Origin of the sequence: Streptomyces sp. ISL-100, assembly GCF_018614615.1 — a bacterium.
Classification (GTDB): Bacteria; Actinomycetota; Actinomycetes; order Streptomycetales; family Streptomycetaceae; genus Streptomyces.
Window position 1 is genome coordinate 37,538 of sequence record NZ_JAGGOK010000004.1, and the last position, 17,415, is coordinate 54,952.

The window sequence follows — 17,415 nt, forward strand, 5'->3', positions numbered from 1 at the left end:
TCCCCCACCCCTGGCACTTCGCACCACCCCCGTGAGGAGAAACACCGTGGCGAACCCGACCCTCCGAGGCCGCGGCGGCACCGGCGCCCCCCGGCAGCGCTCCGTGGCAGCGGCCGCCCGGGCGGCGGCCAAACGCTCCGAGAGGACGCGGCGCCCCACCGAGCCCGCCCCGGCCCCGTACCCGGCGGACACACCGCCCGCCGAACCGACCCGCAGCCGCAGCCTCAGCCGCCCCGGCGTCCTCAGCGCGGTGCTCGCCGTCCTCACCCTCGTGGGTCTGGTCGCCACCGCCACGCTGGGCCTGCGGTACCGAGAGGCCGAACGCACGGCCCAGGCACGCACGGCCGCCCTCGCGGCGGCGCGCGAAGCGGCCCCGGTGATCCTTTCGTACGACTACCGCCACCTGGACCGCGACTTCGCCGCGGCCCGCGGCCACCTCACCGCCCCGTTTCTCGACCAGTACGGCAAGACCACGAAGGCCGTTGTCGCGCCCACTGCCAAGAAGTACCGAGGCGTGGTCAAGGCCACGGTCGCGAAGCCCCCGGGCGGTGACACCCCGGCGGCCTCGGTGGTGTCGGCCTCCCCGGACAAGGCCGTGGTCCTGATCTTCATGAACCAGCTCACCACCAGCACCCAGGTCTCGGGCCCCCGCCTCGACCTCAACCGGGTGCGGATGACGCTCGTACGCACCCCGCAAGCCTGGAAGGTCTCAGCGGTGGACGCGCTGTAGCCGGCGCGACGCCGGGCTGGTGCCGGTATGGCTGCTGCGTGACACAAAGAAGTACTTTTCTTGCGAGGAGGTGTCTCGCGCAGATGCAGGCGAACAGAGGGCTTGACGTGGCCGTGCTCGTCGGGCTGCAGGCGGCCGGGAAATCCACCTTCTACGAGCAGTACCTCTCTGGCCGTTACACGCTGGTCAGCAAGGACCTGTTCCCTCGTGGCGCCCGCAACAAGCAGCAGCGGCAGATGCGCCTGGTGGAAGAGTCGCTCACCGCCGGAAGATCGGTGGCGCTCGACAACACCAATCCCTCGGCGGACGAGTGGGGGCCGCTGGTAAGTCTGGGCCACGCCCACGATGCGACCGTGACGGCGTACTGGTTTCCCCCGGACGTCGAGGGCTCCCTGCGACGCAACGCCGCACGGGAGGGACGGGACCGCGTCCCGGACGTCGGAATCTTCGCCACCCTCAAGAGGCTGGCCAAGCCCGCGCTCTCTGACGGCTTCGACACCGTGATGGAGGTGCGGTTCGACGGGCTCGGCGGATTCGAGGCGCGGCAAGTCCTGGGCGACGGGCAACCCTGAGCATCTCATTCGGTGGGCTCGGAGGGAGGGAGCAGCGTGCCGAGGGGGCCGAGGTCCAGGTTGAGGTCCTGCATGGTCAGGCCGTAGCGGGCGCAGAGATCGTTCATGCGGTCGTGCAGGACCATGAGGGTTGTACCCAGGCGCTCCTCCTGGTCCTCGGTGAGGTCGCCGACGTCCACCCGGTGCAGGGCCTGGCGTTCCATGAGCTGGCGGAGGAGTTCGACGAGGGTGAGTACCAGCTTGATCAGGTCTCGTTCCACTGTGTCGGGATCGGCGTTGATTCTGGCGCCGGGCCGAGTTGGCCGGTCGCGACCCGGCGGAGAGAGGTCCTGCGGAGCGGCGGGGAACAGGCGGAACGCGCGGACGGCCGCGTCGGCCACTTCGTCATAGCGGCTGTGGGGGTCCGGTGCGTCGGGCGTCATGGGGACGTCACGGGGAGGGGAGGCTGCCGCGCGGGCCGGGCGGCAGCAGCGGGACGGGTCCGCCACGGTCCCAGGGGGACGGGGTCTCGTCGTTGATGGAGGCGATGAGGGCCCGCAAGGAGATGCGGACGAGGTCGATGTCGGCGATGGACAAGGTGACGTCACCTGTGATGACAACGCCCTCGGAGAGCAGGCGGTCCAGCAGATCGATGAGCGCGACCTGACGGTCGGGCAGCGCCCGGCGGTCCGGCGGGCCGGACTCCGCACGGCTGGACATGGAGGAACCGGCCGTCACTAGGTGATCACCTCCTGGCTCTTCTCACCGTGTTCATCCTGGCGGGGCGCGGCGAAGGAGTACGGCGCCCACGGTCCGGTGATCTCGACGCGGATCGTGTCGCTTTCCTCGGCGGCGCGCTGGACGGCGTGCCGGAAGTCGTCCGCACGGTCCTCGGGCACAAGGTAGGCGTCGTTGACGATGTTTTCGCCCGCGCCGTGGGTGAGGGGGCCTTGTTGCAGGCGGTGGCGTGTGTGTGCGACGGCATGAGTACGGGCAGCGGCCTCGACGCCTTGCGCGGCCTGCTCGGCCGCCCGGAAGGCGTCCTGGCGGACGTGCCGCTCCTGGTGGCGGGCCCGCAGGTAGGCGCGTCCGGGACTCAGTTCGGCAGCGGGGGCGGCCGTGGAGGCCGAAGGGGCCGAGGGGGGATCGAAGTAGATCTTGACGCCCCACTCCACCCGTCCGGCCAGGTGGGTCAGGCCACGTTCGAATGCGAGGCGGTCGGCTCTCATCATGAACAGGACACGGTCGTCATCGCGGTAGATGGTCGCCAGCCGCAGCGGCAGAACGGTCGTACGGGCCGCCACGGCGTCGACTACCCGGTGGTGTGCCCGGGCGACCGCCTCCAGCCAGGTGATGTCCTCGAGGTGGGCCGCCAGCGGCGCCTCCTCGAAGTCACTCGCGGGGACGCTGCTGACGACCGCTACCAGGTCCTCGTCCTCGTCCGCCACCAGACGCACAGGAGCGTCGGCGACACCCCGCAGGGCAGCCACCGCGTCGGACAACCCGGTCTGCGCGGCTGCCACGCCGTACAGGTAGCTGACCGTCGCAGTCATCGGTCGGTCCTCGGAACAGGCCGCTTACCGGTCCCGGCAGGCTTGGCCTTGCTCGTCGTTCGCCGCGGACGCTCCTGCGCCTGCGCCTGCCCGCGGTCCTCGGCCGGCGGCAGGGCCCGGGCCTCACGCATAGCGGCTATCTCCTCCCTCAGTAGCCGGTTTTCCTCGGCCAGCTCACTGGTGCCTCGGGCGCGGGAGGAAAGCGCCGGGTCGTGCTCCCACCAGTCGATGCCCATTTCCTTGGCCTTGTCCGCCGAGACCACCAGGAGGCGCAGCTTGATGGTGAGCAGTTCGATGTCGAGGAGGTTGATCTGGATGTCGCCCGCGATGACGATGCCCTTGTTCAGCACGCGTTCCAGGATGTCGGCCAGATTGGCCGAGGAGCCCTGCCCCTGGGCGGGGGAAGCTCGCGACGGGAAAGGGCCGAGGCTGTTTTCGGTCACGGCCGTTCGACCTCGATTCAGGGTCGGTCAGCGTCGACTCGCGGCGCGGCGGCGCGGGCGTTCCTCTTCGTACGGCTCTTCGTCCGAGTACGGTTCTGCGTCCTGTTCGTAGGGCTCTTCGTCCTCCTCTTCCTCCTCCTCGATTTCGTCCTCTTCGTCGGCTGCCTCCTTGGGTGCCTTCCGTGCCCTCGCAGGCTCCTCCTCGGGCTCCTCGTCCTCCTCCCAACGCTCGCTCTCGTCCCAGCTTCCGTCCTGGTCTTCCTCCTCCCCGTCGTCGCCTTCGTCCTGCTCGTCGGATTCTGCTTCTGCTTCTCTGCGGCCGTCCTCGTCCTCGCCCTCGCGTACCACCTCGGCGTCGCGGATCTCACCGCGCCAGCCCTCAGCGGCCTCGTCCTGCATGGTGACGAACTTGCGGAACAGCTTCAGATCGAGCCGGACCCGGCGGCCCTGGGCGCGGACGAGGTTGCCCGTCTTCTCGACCAGTCCCTTGGGGAAGTACTCCACCACCAGGAGAACCTTGGTCAGGTTGTCGCCGAGCGGGTGGAAGGTGACCACTCCCTTTGTTGTGCCTTTAGCACCCTCGGAAGTCCACACGATGCGCTCGTCCGGTATCTGTTCAGTGACCTTCGCCTTCCAGCTGCGGCCGGCCTTGGCGACCTTCACCTGCCAGTTGTAATTGGTCTGGTCAGTCTTTTCGACGTTGACCACGCCCTTGGCGAAACGACTGAATTTCTGGAGCTCGGTCCACTGGTTGTAGGCCTGCTCCACTGGCACACCTATGTCGATGTCCTCGATGATGACGACGCTTTTCGCCCTGGTTTCACCCTTGCCGCCCTTGCCGCCCATGCCGAACAGACCAGTGACCTTCTCCTTGATGCCGCTGGTCAGCTTGGACAGGCCCATGGCCCCGGCCGCCCGGGCCGGGGACTTGCCCTGGCCAAGTGCTTTGCCGCCCTTGGCCAGAGTGCCGAGGGTGCCGCTCACCGAGCTGTCGGGTTCGGCCAGTTGCTTGGTGGCCTCGCCCAGGCGCCGTCCCATGGTCGCCACGGTCCGTTCGGCGCGGGCTTGCAGGTACTGCTGGAGCTCTTCCATCAGCCGAGCCCCCGCGTCGCCGGCCAGCGGATTTCTGCTGTCGGTCATCCCTCCTGCCTCCTCTTCTTGGCAGTGCCGGCCCGGTCGCGCGGCGGCGCGGACTTGTCCGCTGCCTTCTTCTTGCGTGCCGGCTTGGCGGCTTTACGGGGGCGCTCCTCCTCTTGGGCCTCTGCCTCCTCCCGCCTGTCCTCTTCCTCTTCCTCTTCCTCTGCCTCTGCCTCTTCCTGCCCCGGTAGGTCGGGGACTGCCTGCTCCCGGAGGCTGACGGTGCGCTCATGCAGCGAATCGGCCAGTTTGTCCGCGCGGGCGGCGACGACGGCGGTGGCGACTTCCTTTCCGGCGCTGAGCAGGTCCTTGCGGATCTGCTCGCTGACGGCGTCCAGAGCCGGAGAGCCGGTGATCGCGGAAGTGATCTTCTTCGTATCCACGTTCCTCTTGATCACCCAGGCTGCGACAGCCATGGCCAACTTGGCATTCTTCGTTCGTCCCAGCGCGTAACCACCCAAAAGCGCCGCACCTGCGGTTGCTTTGCTCATGCTCCCTGGACCTCCCTGTAGCGGCGGATCTCATCGAGCCGCTCCAGCAGCTCGTCCTCACGCCGGTCGAACGTCTCCTCGTCGATCTCGCCGGCCTCCAGTGCGTGTTCCAGCTCGGCGAGCTCCTGCAGCACGGGGCCGGGATCGTAGAACTCCTCCTCCGCGGCCCGCACGACCTGCTGCATCACCCACCCGACCCCCCGCACGGGGGCCAGCGGGAGGGTCAGAATTTGGGTGACCTGACCCATGGCGAAATCTCCAGTGCTTCAGGCATCCAGACGAAGCTGTAGGGCGGCAGCGGCCCGTGGAGGCGGAAGTCGAAGTCCTCACCGCGCTGTTCGGCCAGGTCTCTTTCCGCAGCCGCGAAGTCACTCTGCCGGGCCTGCTCCACCAGGAACGAGACGCTGACGAAGTCCTCGCCTGTCGGATCCGACACGCGGATGTCACGCGCCAGCGGGCGCAGCGCTTCCACGGTTTCCGCTGCGAAGGACTCGTGGCGCAGCTGGACCTCCCCGGCGACCAGCTCTCCGAGCGCGATCTGCAGATCCTGGCCACCGCGGCCGCTGCGGATCTCCTCGTTCAGCCGGCGCGCCTCTTCCGACTGGAGCAGAATCTCCCGCAGCAGCGCTTCCTTGGCACACGACGCCTTCAGGTGGAACTCCACACAGCCGTCCAGCGCCGACAGCCGCTCCCGGTAGGCGTCGGCTCTCTCCTCCAGTACTTGCTGCACTGCTTCCTCGTCGGGGGCCACCGCACCGAAACGCAGCGGCAGCACGCTGCCGTCGGCCATCAGCCGCTCCAGTACCGACTGGTGTGCCAGTACGTCGCGCCGCTTGGCCTTCAGCCCGTCCGGCGCATCGCTGACCACGGCGGCCAGCGACCCGCCATTGACGGTGCGCAGCTTCTCCGGCTGTTCGCCCACACCAGTGACGCCTTCCAGGCGCAGGGGATGGGCCGCAGCTGTGATCGCGTAGACATAGACCGCCATGGCTCACTCTTCCCGGTGCCGGGAAGGACGGCGCGAGGGCCGTGACCTCTCCCGCTCCTCTGCCGGCTCACGCTCTTCCTCACGGCCTTGCTGGAGGGAGTCTGTGAATGCCTCCACCGCACCAGTGAGAGCGCCCTTGCTCTTGCCCTTGGCTCCGCCTTCCGTGACCTGGCCGACGACGTCGGTCAGCTGGCTCGGTGCCTTGCGCCCGGTCTCCAGATCGAGCCGGTTGCAGGCCTCGGCGAAGCGCAGGTACGTGTCGACGCTGGCCACGACGACGCGAGCGTCGATCTTCAGGATTTCGATGCCTACCAGCGAAACCCGGACGAAGACGTCAATAACGAGCCCGCGATCCAAGATCAATTCCAGGACGTCGTACAGCGATCCGGAGCCACTACCGCCCTGGGCTACGCCGCCTCCGCCACTTTGCGGCACCACGGTCATGGTGCCTCCACCCCTGGTGCGCCCCAATTCCGGCTGTGTTCACCTGCATGGGCACAGATTCCGGCGACACCGGGCCAATTACTCAGGCACGCCGGTCGATCTGGCCGCGCGTGTACCGGCGGATCCGCTCGTACGCCATCAGCTCACCGTCCTCGTCGAGCTTCACCCGGTAACTGGCCATGACGCTGGTCGTCTCCGGGATGCGCTCAAGTTCCAGTACTTCCACCTCGGCCTCCCACCCGTCATCGGTGGGCCGCACCGCGGAGACAGACTCCGGCGCCCTCCCCAGCAGGCCCTCCAGCTGCTGCGCAGCCGACCGCATGGCCCGCGGTGCGGAAAGGCGCTGCGAGCGGCGGGGGCGCGCTTCGTCGCCGTCTCGATCTGGAGGCACGCTCCACCCAAAAGCCCTAAAAGACGATTACGTACAGATTTGCATTTTAACGAACATCTTGGCGTCCAGCGCGTCAGCGGCACCGGGCCGCCCGCCGGACCGGCCGGCTGCGGCGCGAAGGACAGCAGCTCGTCCAGGCCTGGCTGGACGACGGCGCAACTGTTCTCGGGAACCTCGTTCCAGACGCCCGGAAGATCACCCAACGGCTCGGACACGATGAGGCGCGTCTCCGCGGAGACACCTCGCAGGAATTCGAGGTCGGGGTGAAGCGCCCGCACGGCGTCGGCCCGGCTGCTGTAGAAGAGCGATCGCGATGTCCCCTGGCTCGAGTACCGGAAAGCCCACAGTCGCTCGCTGTCGGTCACCGCGATGGTCATCTGGAGAGGGAACTCCACCCCGTGCTCCCGGCACATCCTTTCGACCAGCCCGGCCATCCGGGCAACCGCGCCCGGTGCGTCCTGGTCCAGGCCCAGGGTGATCGCCAGGTAGAACATCACTTCCGAATCCGTCGACCCCTCAAGCAGGGAGAAGAGCGTGGGGTCGATGGCCAGACAGAGGTCGCGCCGCATCCGGTGGAAATCGGTAATCGCACCGTTGTGCATCCACATCCACCGGCCGTGGCGAAAGGGGTGGCAGTTCGTCTGTTGCACGGCCGCACCCGTCGAGGCGCGGACATGAGCGAAGAACAGCGGCGAGCGAACGTGGTCCGCGATCTCCTGCAGATTGCGGTTGTTCCAGGCGGGACCTGTGTCCCGGACGATGGCCGGCGTACCCGCGTCGGATCCGTACCAGCCGATGCCGAATCCGTCGCCGTTGGTCGTCTCGACTCCCATCCGGGAATGGAGACTCTGATCGATCAAGGAGTGGGCGGGCTTGTACAGAATGTCACCGAGCAGGACAGGGGTTCCGGAGTAGGCAAGCCATCGGCACATGGAGAGCACTCTCCTTTCGGTCGACGCCGCCCGCGTCGCGCGACGGCCACGGCGCGCCACAGGCGCCGGGCCGCTCATCCTCTGGCGGATGCCCCGCATCGCCGGCGGGAAACAGCCGGCTCAGGTCCCGGACTTCCGGCCGTAGACGAAGACGTCGTCGCCGTTGCGGAGCATGCTCCAGTACTTGGCGGCGTCGTTTTTCGTCATATTTACGCACCCGTGCGAGCCAGGCGGCGCCCAGACACTGATTCCGACCGAGTGGAAAGCCTGTCCGCCGTCGAAGAACTGGCTGTACGGCATCGGCACGTTGTACAGGCTGGACACGTGGTCGATGTTCCGCCAGTAGACCTTCTTCAGGCCGGTGCGGGTCTCGTAGCCGTTACGGCCGGTACGCACGGGAACCGGTCCGTACGCCAGCTCCTTGCCGTCCTGGATCCAGCTGAGCTGGAGAGTCAGGTCGACGCAGGCGATACGGCCCTTGTTCGTCGGGCACTTGCCTGCCCTGTTCGGGTTCTTCCCGACGGCCTTCTGCTTGTTCATGAGGTCCATGACGCCCCAGGTGATGGGGCCGGCGAACCCGGCATTCGGACTGATCGAGTGTTTCGTCTGGAATGCCCGGATCGCCTTGCAGTCGGCGGACGACTGCCTTCCATCCACCGGGCGGCCGAGGAACTTCTCGACCTGCTTCTGGTACGTCCCGGTCCGCGTCGTGCACGACGCGGCCTGAGCCGTTGTGCTTCCCATGACTACAGTGAGCGGGGCCACCAGTGCGGTGATCCCGAGCATGACAATTCCTCTTCGGCGCATGTCACTCACGGCTGTCGCCTCCTTGTACGCGCGCAATTCACGTTCCGCCTGGTAGACGGCGGAAAGGCCGGAGGAGTTGCACGAAGGAAGGAGACGGTTCCGTAACTACGTGCCGAGGCGGGGGGCGGTGCATAGACACCGCTGATGCGTGGGAGTCCTGCGACGGTGGAGCGTCGTGTCCGAGGAAGCTCGGGCTGTGAGTAACCCGGGGCGAGTGGGGGCTGGGGTAGCCTGCGGTGATCATTCAGGCTCAGGGGTGGGGACTTCATGGGGGCAGGACTTGGCGCGGGGCATCGTCCCGGCGGCGACGCTGGCAGTACTGATGCTGGTCGGCTGTTCGTCGGCGCCGGACGGCGGGACGGCCGTACGGGACAAGTCGGCCAAGCAGCCGAGCCAGAGCGCGGAGGCCGAGGCGACGGCCAAGGGCGCGATCATCGGCCGCACCGGTACGCCGTGCGTCCTGCCGGTCTCGTTCACCACCGCTGCCGACTGGACGGCGGAGAAGGTGAAGTCCGGCGACGACCCCGTGTTCGGCTCGATCGCCGAACAAGGCACCGTGAAGCTCGTCTGTGAGATCGATGCCAAGCCCGCCGGGAATTTCGGCTACCTGCGCGTCTGGACCGGTGACGACGCCGGTGCCCCGCGCAAGGTTCTCGAAGGATTCATGGCGGAGGAGTCCGAGGCCACGAAGATCCGCTACCGCGAGACAATGGCCGGTGACCTGCCCGCCACCGAAGTCACCTACCTCCGCACCACCGAGCTCGCGGACGAGCCGAAGAAGGAACGGGCGCTCGCCGTCAGCACGCCGCGCGGTGCGGTGGTACTGCACCTGGGCGGGCTGGACACGGGGGAGCACGAACAGATGCTGCCGGCGTACGAACTGGCGAAGGAGACCATGGCAGCCACGGGCTGACGACCGGCCAAGGAGATCAACGAGTGTCCGACCTTGACTTCTATGCTCACGTCGCCACCCGATGCGACGTTCTGGGGGCAGGAATCGGCTCCGATCGTGACGGCTGGGAAGCCGCTGTGGGGCCGGATTACTTTGACGATCCCGACGGCGGGCTCCTGCGTCGGGACTACGGGCTCGTGGAGGTGACATTCTCGCCGGCACCTCAAGGGCCGATGTTTTGCGTCGCGTTCGGCGTGAAGAGCCACCGGTTGCTCCACGGCCACTCCGCGAGCATCGTGCCGCCGCCGCTCTCACGTGAATACGGGACCTTCGCGCCCCGGGTCCGATACGAGGAGCTGCGGGCCGTCATCCGGTCGCTGGGCTGCACGGTCGAACTTGAGGACGAGTCAAGCGACGTACACCGCTATCGGGTACCCGAATCCGGCGCGCGCATTTTCGTCGTCGCGGATCCCGACCCGTATGGGAATGGCGACCACGATCCGGACGACCCGCAAGAGCGGCAGGTGGGCGACCTATGGATGCTCGACGTGTCACCGCACTGGTGGGGCCCGCGGCAGCGGCGGCGTGTGTGACGGGTGCGGCCGCGGACCGGAGGACGATGTCTCCCCGGTCCGCAGCCTGTTGAGGGGTTGACCGGTCTCTCAGCAGTAGAGGTTCGAGCCGGTGGGGACACCCAGGATCTGGGTGAACTGCTGGTACTTGCTGACACGGCTCTGGACCTGCGCCGGGTTCTTGCCGTCGCATTCGAGCGAGCCGTTGATCGAGCGGATGGTGTGGCCGAATCCGGCCTGGTTGACCATGGCGTTGTGTCCGGTCATCGTGCCGGGGCCGCTCTGGGTGTTCCAGTACCAGAGGCCCGTTTTCCAGGCCACCGCGGCCTCGTTCTGGACACGCCACGGGTTGTTGAGCAGGTCGATGCCGAGTGCGTCACCCGCGGCTTTGTAGTTGAAGTTCCAGCTGAGCTGGATGGGTCCGCGCCCGTAGTACGCCGCCTGACCGGCCGGGCAGCCGTAAGGCCGGCTCCAGTCGCAGTAGTGCGGGTAGTTGGCCTGGTTCTGCTCGACGATGTGGACCAGTCCGCCCGTCTCGTGACTGACGTTCGCGAGGAAGGCCGCGGCCTCCTGCTTCTTCACTGTGTCACTGCCGGTGTTCGCGAAGCCGGGGTAGGCGCTCAGGGCCGCGGTGAGGCCGCTGTAGGAGTAGAAGGAATTCCGGTTCGGGAACATCTGGTTGAACTGCGACTCGCTGACCACGAAGCCTGACGGGGACGGGTTGCCGCCGCCGCAGGTGTACGGGTTCCAGTACCAGGTGCTGACGGTCGGGTCGTACCCCGGGTTGTCGTGCTCGGCTATGTAGTAGGCGCCGTTGTATCTGACAACGTTGCCAGTCGTGTACCAGGCGCCCTGCTGCCAGTTCGGCGCGGTGTCGCAGACGGTCGCCGCGGGTGCCGCGGACGCGGAGGGCGTCAGCGTCACGACGAGGCCTGTGGCGACGAGGAACGCCGCCAGCAGGGCCATCAGGCGTGTTCTCAGCACTCGATCGCTCCTTTGGGCGCAACGGCCCGACCGGAGCACGCAGTTGGGCTTCCGGTTACGGCCGTGGTGGGGGGCTGTGTCCCACACTCAAGCGCGATGTCATGATCGAGTCAAGGTATAGACCAATGGGACCATGCACGGTTTCTCACTCGGCGGTCGACGCCGCCTCGGGGCGTCACGCCAGGACCATGGTGAGCATCGCTGAAACGACCGTGCAGACAGCAACGGACAGCATCACTATCCGCACCGGCCCGGCGAGTCGGCCGCCCGCGGACCGCGGCCACACGCCAGGCACAGAGTCCTTCGCGGCACGCTCCGGCTCAACGGCCGCAGTGGCATGCGGGGCTGAGGTGCTGCTGCCCTGACGCATCTGCGCACACCACACGCAGTCGCCGCCGCCTCCATGCAGCGGCGCGTCCAGCCAGTACGCACCCAGCAGTGAAGCGCCGAACTCCGGGACGGGGTCATTACCGAATGCCTCCATGTCCGAATCAACGGCCGGCCCGGAGCATCGGAACCGTCCGGCATCCCTTCTGCAACACCACCGTCATCGAGCCGTTAGCTGGCGTCTTCCTACGATCTGATCAAACCTCTGCTGTCAGCTCTGGAGCTCTCGGCCCGGCGGCGGCGTCCTGATCACCTAGACTCGGCGGATGGCGAAGTATTTCGACGTGCACCCCGAGAACCCTCAGCGGCGCACCATCAGCAGCGTGGCTGACAGCATCCGGTCCGGCGCACTCGTCGCGTACCCGACGGACTCCTGTTACGCACTGGGCTGCCAGCTGGGCAATCGTGACGGTCTCGGCCGGATCCGCTCGATCCGGAACCTCGACGATCGTCACCACTTCACCCTGGTGTGCCAGGACTTCGCGCAGCTGGGTCAGTTCGTGCACGTCGACAACGACGTGTTCCGCGCGATCAAGGCAGCGACGCCCGGCAGCTACACCTTCATCCTGCCGGCGACGAAGGAGGTGCCCCGCCAGCTGCTCCACCCGAAGAAGAAGACTGTCGGAGTACGCATTCCCGACCATGTCGTCACTCAGGCCTTGCTCGCCGACCTCGGCGAACCGTTGCTCTCCACCACCCTGCTCCTGCCCGACGAGGACGAACCGCTGACGCAGGGCTGGGAGATCAAGGAACGGCTCGACCACGTGGTGGACGCTGTCGTCGACTCGGGCGACTGCGGCACCGAGCCAACCACGGTCATCGACTTCTCCAGCGGCGCAGCGGAGATCGTACGCCGAGGGGCAGGGGACACCGCGCGGTTCGAGTAGGCGCGCGTCTTGTCCCCACGGCCCCGTCAGCGGGATGCGCCGAAGACCTGCGTCCACCAAGGGCCACCGGAGGCGTCGTGGATTCCGATGCCTATTTCCTTGAAGGAGCAGTTGAGTATGTTGGCCCGGTGGCCGGAACTGTTCATCCAGGACTCCATCACCTGAGCCGGGGTTCGCTGGCCCAGGGCTATGTTCTCGCCGTAGGTGCTCCAGGTGTATCCGGCGGCTGTGATGCGTTCGCCGGGGCCCGCGCCGTCCGGGTTGGTGTGGTCGAAGAAGTCACGGGCGGCCATGTCCGCGGAGTGGCGCTGGGCTGCTGTGTTCAGGCGGCTGTTCTGGCGGACAGGGCCGCAACCGTTCTCGGCCCGCTCCGTGTTGACCAGATCAGTTACCTGCTGGTTGAAGGACGAGGGGCTTGTGCCCGACTGAACAGTGGGGCGGGGCTTCGGGACCGCCGGGCGCGGGGCGGCTTTTGAGGAGGTCTTAGGGGACGGCTTGCTCGGAGTCGGCCGAGGGGTTGCTTTCGCGCGCTTCTTGGCCGGCGAGGCCGAGGCGCGTGGGGCGGCGGAGGGCGACGAGGGCGCCGACGTCGTCGGGGAGGCAGGCGGCGTCGAAGCGGCGACGGGCGGGACGGCCGCATCGGCGGCTGCCCGTGACCGGGTCGTCTCCGAGGCCTCGCCCGGCTTCAGCGTCGTCCAGCCGGCGTACCCCCCGCCACCCACCAGCAGCACCGCGGCCGAGGCCGCGACCGCCCGCCGGCGCCGCGACCGTCGGTCGCGCCGCTCCTGACGGCGTCCGGCGGGCGCGAGCTGGACGGGGGCGTCACCATGCGCGGCAAGGCCAAGGGCCTCGGGTTCGCCCGACATGACCGCACCGGCCAGCGCGGCGCTCGCCGGGATCAGGCCCAGGCCGACCAGGAGTCTTTCCGCCGGCACCAGTTCCGCGCCGTACCCGGAGCAGACCGTGCAGTCGCGGGCGTGGCGTGCCAGCCGCTTGCGCCACAGCGCGGACGGCACGCCGTTCCACACGGCCAGGCCATCGTCCAGCAGTACGCACCGTGGCACCGCCGACAGAGCGCGTACGACCACGCGCGCCGTCTCCAGCTGCGCCTTCATCCGCTGCACCCGCACCGCGGTGTGCTGGGGTGACAGTTCCATCGCGGCGGCCACCTCGGCCCGCGTGAGCTCGCCCGCCGCCTCGAGCCACCACAGCGACAACAGCGCCCGGTCGTCGGCATCCAGCCAGCGGGTCGCTTCCGCGACTTCCCGGCGCTGCCCCGAAAGGCCCAGGCGCACGATGGTCAGGTCCACGAAGTCCGCGCCGGGGTCAGCCAGCTCGCGGGCCTCCGCCAGCTCGCTGCCGGCCTGGTCCGCTCGACGGGCCTGCCAGCGGTCGCGTATCTGATTCATGATGATGGCCACCAGCCAAGACCGGAAGCTTGCCGGATCGCGCAGCGAGCCCAGGCCGCCCAGCGCGCGGATCAGCGTCTCCTGCACCACGTCATCGACATCGGCATGCCCGCTCAGCGCCCGGCCCACGATGTTGTAGACGAGTGGCAGATACGCGGTGACGAGCTCGTCCTGCGCCCGCTGGTCGCCGCCCTGCGCCGCCTTGACCACTGCGGCTTCACGTTCGCTGCCCACACTCGGCTCTCTTCCTCGGGCTGCGCCCGTTTCCTCGCTGTTCTGTCCGACACCAGGGAGACCGGCTGCGGGGAGGGGGATAACAGAAAAGCACACGCGTTCTATGGCGAGTGGCCGGGGGCGGCGGCGGAGCGCAGACCGAGATCCAGTCGTCAGTCGTCGATACGGTCCATGACGCGGCCGAGGTCCACGAACTTGAAGCCGGTCGCTTCTCGCCCTTCGGGGACCGATGGTGTGTCGTGGCCGTCCTGGACGACGAGCAGGCCACGCGGGTACTTCGTGCCGAGGGGGGCGTTGAGGACTGCGGCGCCGTCGCATTCCTCGGAGCCGTCGAGGGTCCGGCCGGCGGCGACGACGCGGAATCCGCCCTCGTATTCGTTGTCGTCCTCCACCTCGCGGTCGTACAGGGCGAAGGTGTCGTCACCCTGGCTCGAGGCGAGGATGTACCCGTCACCGTCGGTCTCGGTGAGCAGCGTCAGCACCTCGACGTCGGCCGCGAGGCGCTCACCGCCGAAGCCGGGGTCGGAGCCAGGGGCGCATTCCTCGGTCTCCTCGTCGTACGCGCCGGGAATGCCGTATTCGCGGACCTTGTCGATGAGCTTCGGCGCTCCCGTGAGGTCGGCGCGCATGCGCCAGATACCGACGTCCTCCTGTCCCGCATAGAGCATGCCGTTGGCCGGGTCCACCACCATGCCCTCCACCTGGGGAAGTTCGCCGGGCTCGGCGCACGGCGTCCACGAGGCGCCGTTCGGCAGGCTGAAAGTGGACGGGAGGTCAAGATCCCGGATCTTGCGATAGGTGACCGTGCCGTCGGGGGTGGAGGCGAGTTCCAGCAGGGCGATGGCGGTGCGGTTGCGGCGGCTGACCAGGGCGTAGGAGCGGCCGCTGGCCGAGTCCGTCCAAGTGGCGAGACCGTAAGCAGTCTGCTGGTCGTTGACCTCGTCCTGGCCGGCCGAGAAGACGCGTGGGGCGGACGGGTCGGTGACGTCGGTGAGCGGGCCACCGGGGTGGCGCCGGTCTATGCGGTAGATCCGCAGCCGGTCCTGGCCGCGGTCGCTAACCACCGCCAGATCGGCGCGCCCGGTCGGCAGCCGCAGGCCGTGGACCAGGTCGACGTTGTTGAACCGGCCGGGAGCGTCGTCGGGGCCGGGTGCGGAAGGCGCCGGTATGGACTGCACCTGCCGGGCGTCGAGGTCGTAGACCCGCAGGCCGCCCTCCTTGGCCGTGGCGATCACCAGGCTGGCGTCGGGGTCGGCGGAGTTGCGCCAGATCGCGGGGTCGTCGGCGTTGGCGCTGCCGCCCGCCTCGTCGTCGTACAGCGTGGGCGTTTCGGCTCGCGGGGTGACGGCGGGCAGCGAATCGGACGCGTGAGTGCGCGCTTGGGCGGGTGCGAGTGCGGCGATTGCCGCTAACGCCGTGCCCAGAATCAGGGCCGCCGAGCGGACAGGACGGTTCGCGCTCATGAAGGTCTCCTTACTGTCGGCACCATGCCGATCGCCGGGCGTGAGCATCCAACCGCAGGGTGGCCGTGAGCCATCCGACAAGAGGTACGTACGTGTGGGGGGCGTGAACTCACACCTGCCCAGGATTCCCCGAGCATGTTTGTCAGCAAATTTCACAGAAGTCACAGTCATTCTGGTACATCTCTCGGAGTGAACTGACCTTTCTTGGGAGATGACGCCTTGTCAGGCAGCTCCAGCAGTCCTCAGCGCCCGGCCCGGCGTGCGGAGCCCTTGCAGCGGCTGCTCTTCGGCGGCGTGTACGGGACCGTGTTCGCCAGCGCTCTGGCCGCCGCTCTGGAGAATGACAACGGGCCGCCCAATCCCGGGTACGACGCCGTATGGGTCCTGGTAGCCGCCCTGGCCGCCGCCGCATCGCACGGTTACGCCCACGCCCTCGCCCACCGAGTGGCACACGACCCGGCGGTTATCAGCACGCTCCGGTCCGTTCTGGCGGAGTGGCCCCTGATGGCCGCAGTCATCCCTACCGTCGCGGCGCTACTCAGCGCCCAGGCGGGATGGTGGAGTGAAAGCTCCGCTCTCGCGTCAGCCCTGGCGGTCAACACAGTGGCGCTGTTCGGCTGGGGGCTGTGGGCCACACGAGTGGCCGGCCGCAGTTGGGCGGCAGCGTGCCGGGCAGGCGGCGTGGACATGTTGTTCGGGCTGTTCATCATCGCTGCGAACGCACTGAGCAAGTGAACGCCCCATTGCGCGCGTGTGACAGAGAATTCGGAATGTGAGACGCACGAGGAAGAAGCGTTGACGTGGCCGATCTCCGCTGCCAGCCTCTTGCATGTGAACCAGTCCGAGAACCTCGCCGCGCGCCTGCACGTCGATCTGCGACGTCATGCCAGCGCCATCTGTGCCGCCGGTCGCCAGACCGTCGACGGGCACAGTTTCTCCTGACTCGTATCCACGGTTCGTAGCCATTTCACGCCGCTGATGTGAGCGGCGTTTCCCTCTGCGTCAATGACTCCGCAGAGAATCGCGGCGTGCCGCTTTGCACTCACTGGTAATTCCTGAAGAGGGAATCTATTTCGAACAGGACCCCTCCATGACCACGTCGACCGCATCGTCCCGACGACAGTTCCTTACTCTGCTCGGTCTCTCGGCGGTAGCGGTCGGCTGCAGCGCGACTGCGAACGCCGGGTCTTCGGGCAAGGACCAGACCAAAACGCTCCGCTATCAGGGTTGGGCCGGCCAGGTCACGCTGCCCGAACTTGCCCAGGATCTCGGCTATCTCGACGACGTGAAGCTGAAGTGGGTCGGCAACACCATCAGCAGCCCGCAGGACATCCAGACCGCGGCCACAGGCCAGACCGACTTCGGTGGCGCGTTCAACGGCGCGGTCGTCAAACTGGCCGTCAACAAGGCCCCCATCAAAGCTGTTATCAGCTACTACGGCTCCGACAAGCACGCATACAGCGGGTATTACGTACTCGACGACAGCCCGATCCGCTCGGCCCGCGACCTGATCGGCAAGAAGATCGGGATGAATACCCTCGGCGCCCATTCCGAGGCAATGCTCGACATCTATCTGCAGCGCGCCGGGCTGTCCCGGGCCGAGGCCGACAAAGTCGAACCTCTGGTCGTTCCGCCGGTCAACACCGAACAGTCACTGCGCCAGAAGCAGATCGAGGTGGCCGTACTCGGCGGCATTCTGCGCGACAAAGCCCTGGCAACCGGGGGAATCCGCCCCCTTTTCACCGACCACCAACTCCTCGGTGCCTTCAGCGCCGGCACGTACGTCATGACGGACCGCTTCCAGAAGCAGAACCCCGGCACGGCGCGGACCTTCGTCACGGCGGTCGGGCGGGCCATCGAGTGGTCCAGGTCCACACCTCACGAAGAGGTCGTCGCCCGTATGACGGACATCGTCAGGAAGCGCGGCCGCAATGAGGACACCACGGCCCTGCGGTACTGGAAGTCGTACGGCGTCGCAGAGACAGCAGGGCGGATCACCGGCAAAGAGCTTCAGCTCTGGATCGACTGGCTGACGGAGCGCGGCGACATCACGAAGGGCCAGGTCACGCTCTCCGACCTCTACACCAATGAGTTCAACACCAACAACGGGAGCTGATCCC

The 17,415-nt window shown here is 67.6% G+C and carries 22 protein-coding genes and 1 pseudogene; 7 read left to right on the forward strand and 16 right to left on the reverse strand.

The features are described from left to right. Positions 1 to 46: 46 nt before the first annotated feature. The gene (locus J7E89_RS02375; protein ID WP_214967636.1) at positions 47 to 730 is read left to right on the forward strand and encodes a hypothetical protein; all 684 of its coding nucleotides are present in this window, start codon (positions 47 to 49) and stop codon (positions 728 to 730) included. 83 nt (positions 731 to 813) lie between these two features. Further along, entirely contained in the window at positions 814 to 1,302 is a 489-nt protein-coding gene (locus J7E89_RS02380) for an ATP-binding protein (protein ID WP_214967638.1), read from the forward strand. A gap of 5 nt (positions 1,303 to 1,307) precedes the next feature. On the opposite strand, the gene J7E89_RS02385 is transcribed toward J7E89_RS02380, so the two are convergent. The 12 genes and pseudogenes from J7E89_RS02385 to J7E89_RS02440 all read right to left on the reverse strand — a co-directional run bounded on the left by J7E89_RS02385 (position 1,308) and on the right by J7E89_RS02440 (position 8,476). Beyond that, positions 1,308 to 1,724, reverse strand: coding sequence for a gas vesicle protein K (locus J7E89_RS02385; RefSeq protein ID WP_214967640.1), 417 nt, complete (start codon positions 1,722 to 1,724; stop codon positions 1,308 to 1,310). 7 nt (positions 1,725 to 1,731) lie between these two features. Further along, the gene (locus tag J7E89_RS02390) at positions 1,732 to 2,001 is read right to left on the reverse strand and encodes a gas vesicle protein (RefSeq protein ID WP_214967643.1); all 270 of its coding nucleotides are present in this window, start codon (positions 1,999 to 2,001) and stop codon (positions 1,732 to 1,734) included. A 17-nt stretch (positions 2,002 to 2,018) separates the two neighbouring features. Next, positions 2,019 to 2,834, reverse strand: a complete 816-nt coding sequence (locus J7E89_RS02395) for a GvpL/GvpF family gas vesicle protein (protein ID WP_214967646.1) — start codon at positions 2,832 to 2,834, stop codon at positions 2,019 to 2,021. Beyond that, positions 2,831 to 3,277 carry a gas vesicle protein gene (locus tag J7E89_RS02400; protein WP_214967650.1) on the reverse strand — a complete coding sequence of 149 codons (447 nt, stop codon included), beginning with the start codon at positions 3,275 to 3,277 and terminating at the stop codon, positions 2,831 to 2,833. The genes J7E89_RS02395 and J7E89_RS02400 overlap by 4 nt, the downstream gene beginning before the upstream one ends. Before the next feature lie 27 nt (positions 3,278 to 3,304). Beyond that, the gene (locus J7E89_RS02405; protein ID WP_214967655.1) at positions 3,305 to 4,417 is read right to left on the reverse strand and encodes an SRPBCC family protein; all 1,113 of its coding nucleotides are present in this window, start codon (positions 4,415 to 4,417) and stop codon (positions 3,305 to 3,307) included. Continuing rightward, the gene (locus J7E89_RS02410) at positions 4,414 to 4,905 is read right to left on the reverse strand and encodes a hypothetical protein (RefSeq protein WP_214967658.1); all 492 of its coding nucleotides are present in this window, start codon (positions 4,903 to 4,905) and stop codon (positions 4,414 to 4,416) included. Before J7E89_RS02410 ends, J7E89_RS02405 begins: the two co-directional genes overlap by 4 nt. Next, the gene (locus J7E89_RS02415) at positions 4,902 to 5,153 is read right to left on the reverse strand and encodes a gas vesicle protein GvpG (protein WP_214967661.1); all 252 of its coding nucleotides are present in this window, start codon (positions 5,151 to 5,153) and stop codon (positions 4,902 to 4,904) included. The genes J7E89_RS02410 and J7E89_RS02415 overlap by 4 nt, the downstream gene beginning before the upstream one ends. Further along, positions 5,129 to 5,893, reverse strand: a complete 765-nt coding sequence (locus J7E89_RS02420; protein ID WP_214967664.1) for a GvpL/GvpF family gas vesicle protein — start codon at positions 5,891 to 5,893, stop codon at positions 5,129 to 5,131. The genes J7E89_RS02415 and J7E89_RS02420 overlap by 25 nt, the downstream gene beginning before the upstream one ends. Positions 5,894 to 5,896: 3 nt before the next feature. Continuing rightward, on the reverse strand, positions 5,897 to 6,337 hold the full coding sequence (locus tag J7E89_RS02425) for a gas vesicle structural protein GvpA (protein WP_214967667.1): 441 nt from the start codon (positions 6,335 to 6,337) through the stop codon (positions 5,897 to 5,899). 82 nt (positions 6,338 to 6,419) lie between these two features. After that, positions 6,420 to 6,728, reverse strand: coding sequence for a gas vesicle protein (locus J7E89_RS02430; RefSeq protein WP_214967670.1), 309 nt, complete (start codon positions 6,726 to 6,728; stop codon positions 6,420 to 6,422). Positions 6,729 to 6,832: 104 nt separating this feature from the next. Then, a pseudogene (locus J7E89_RS02435) lies at positions 6,833 to 7,660 on the reverse strand (class II glutamine amidotransferase); the annotation flags it as partial. Between the two features lie 120 nt (positions 7,661 to 7,780). Then, entirely contained in the window at positions 7,781 to 8,476 is a 696-nt protein-coding gene (locus tag J7E89_RS02440; RefSeq protein WP_214967674.1) for a L,D-transpeptidase family protein, read from the reverse strand. Between the two features lie 247 nt (positions 8,477 to 8,723). Here J7E89_RS02440 and J7E89_RS02445 point away from each other — a divergent pair, with 247 nt between their 5' ends. Together J7E89_RS02445 and J7E89_RS02450 are read left to right on the forward strand one after the other, a co-directional pair. Next, a complete protein-coding gene (locus J7E89_RS02445; protein ID WP_308315300.1) occupies positions 8,724 to 9,380 on the forward strand; it encodes a lipoprotein in 657 nt (218 codons plus the stop codon). Between the two features lie 23 nt (positions 9,381 to 9,403). Next, positions 9,404 to 9,952: a hypothetical protein gene (locus J7E89_RS02450; protein ID WP_214967677.1), complete on the forward strand. Its 549-nt coding sequence runs from the start codon at positions 9,404 to 9,406 to the stop codon at positions 9,950 to 9,952. A 69-nt stretch (positions 9,953 to 10,021) separates the two neighbouring features. Here J7E89_RS02450 and J7E89_RS02455 read toward each other — a convergent pair whose 3' ends face one another. Together J7E89_RS02455 and J7E89_RS02460 are read right to left on the reverse strand one after the other, a co-directional pair. Further along, on the reverse strand, positions 10,022 to 10,897 hold the full coding sequence (locus J7E89_RS02455) for a glycoside hydrolase family 19 protein (protein WP_214968116.1): 876 nt from the start codon (positions 10,895 to 10,897) through the stop codon (positions 10,022 to 10,024). 193 nt (positions 10,898 to 11,090) lie between these two features. Continuing rightward, positions 11,091 to 11,399: a hypothetical protein gene (locus J7E89_RS02460; protein ID WP_214967680.1), complete on the reverse strand. Its 309-nt coding sequence runs from the start codon at positions 11,397 to 11,399 to the stop codon at positions 11,091 to 11,093. A gap of 169 nt (positions 11,400 to 11,568) precedes the next feature. Here J7E89_RS02460 and J7E89_RS02465 point away from each other — a divergent pair, with 169 nt between their 5' ends. Continuing rightward, positions 11,569 to 12,189, forward strand: coding sequence for an L-threonylcarbamoyladenylate synthase (locus J7E89_RS02465; RefSeq protein ID WP_214967684.1), 621 nt, complete (start codon positions 11,569 to 11,571; stop codon positions 12,187 to 12,189). Between the two features lie 26 nt (positions 12,190 to 12,215). Here J7E89_RS02465 and J7E89_RS02470 read toward each other — a convergent pair whose 3' ends face one another. Together J7E89_RS02470 and J7E89_RS02475 are read right to left on the reverse strand one after the other, a co-directional pair. Then, the gene (locus J7E89_RS02470; RefSeq protein WP_214967687.1) at positions 12,216 to 13,832 is read right to left on the reverse strand and encodes a sigma-70 family RNA polymerase sigma factor; all 1,617 of its coding nucleotides are present in this window, start codon (positions 13,830 to 13,832) and stop codon (positions 12,216 to 12,218) included. A 152-nt stretch (positions 13,833 to 13,984) separates the two neighbouring features. Then, positions 13,985 to 15,295, reverse strand: a complete 1,311-nt coding sequence (locus tag J7E89_RS02475) for a phytase (RefSeq protein WP_214967690.1) — start codon at positions 15,293 to 15,295, stop codon at positions 13,985 to 13,987. 219 nt (positions 15,296 to 15,514) lie between these two features. Between J7E89_RS02475 and J7E89_RS02480 the strand changes: the two genes are divergently transcribed. After that, positions 15,515 to 16,030, forward strand: coding sequence for a hypothetical protein (locus J7E89_RS02480; RefSeq protein ID WP_251060004.1), 516 nt, complete (start codon positions 15,515 to 15,517; stop codon positions 16,028 to 16,030). A 355-nt stretch (positions 16,031 to 16,385) separates the two neighbouring features. Further along, positions 16,386 to 17,411: an ABC transporter substrate-binding protein gene (locus tag J7E89_RS02485; RefSeq protein ID WP_214967693.1), complete on the forward strand. Its 1,026-nt coding sequence runs from the start codon at positions 16,386 to 16,388 to the stop codon at positions 17,409 to 17,411. The last annotated feature ends 4 nt before the right edge of the window (positions 17,412 to 17,415 follow it).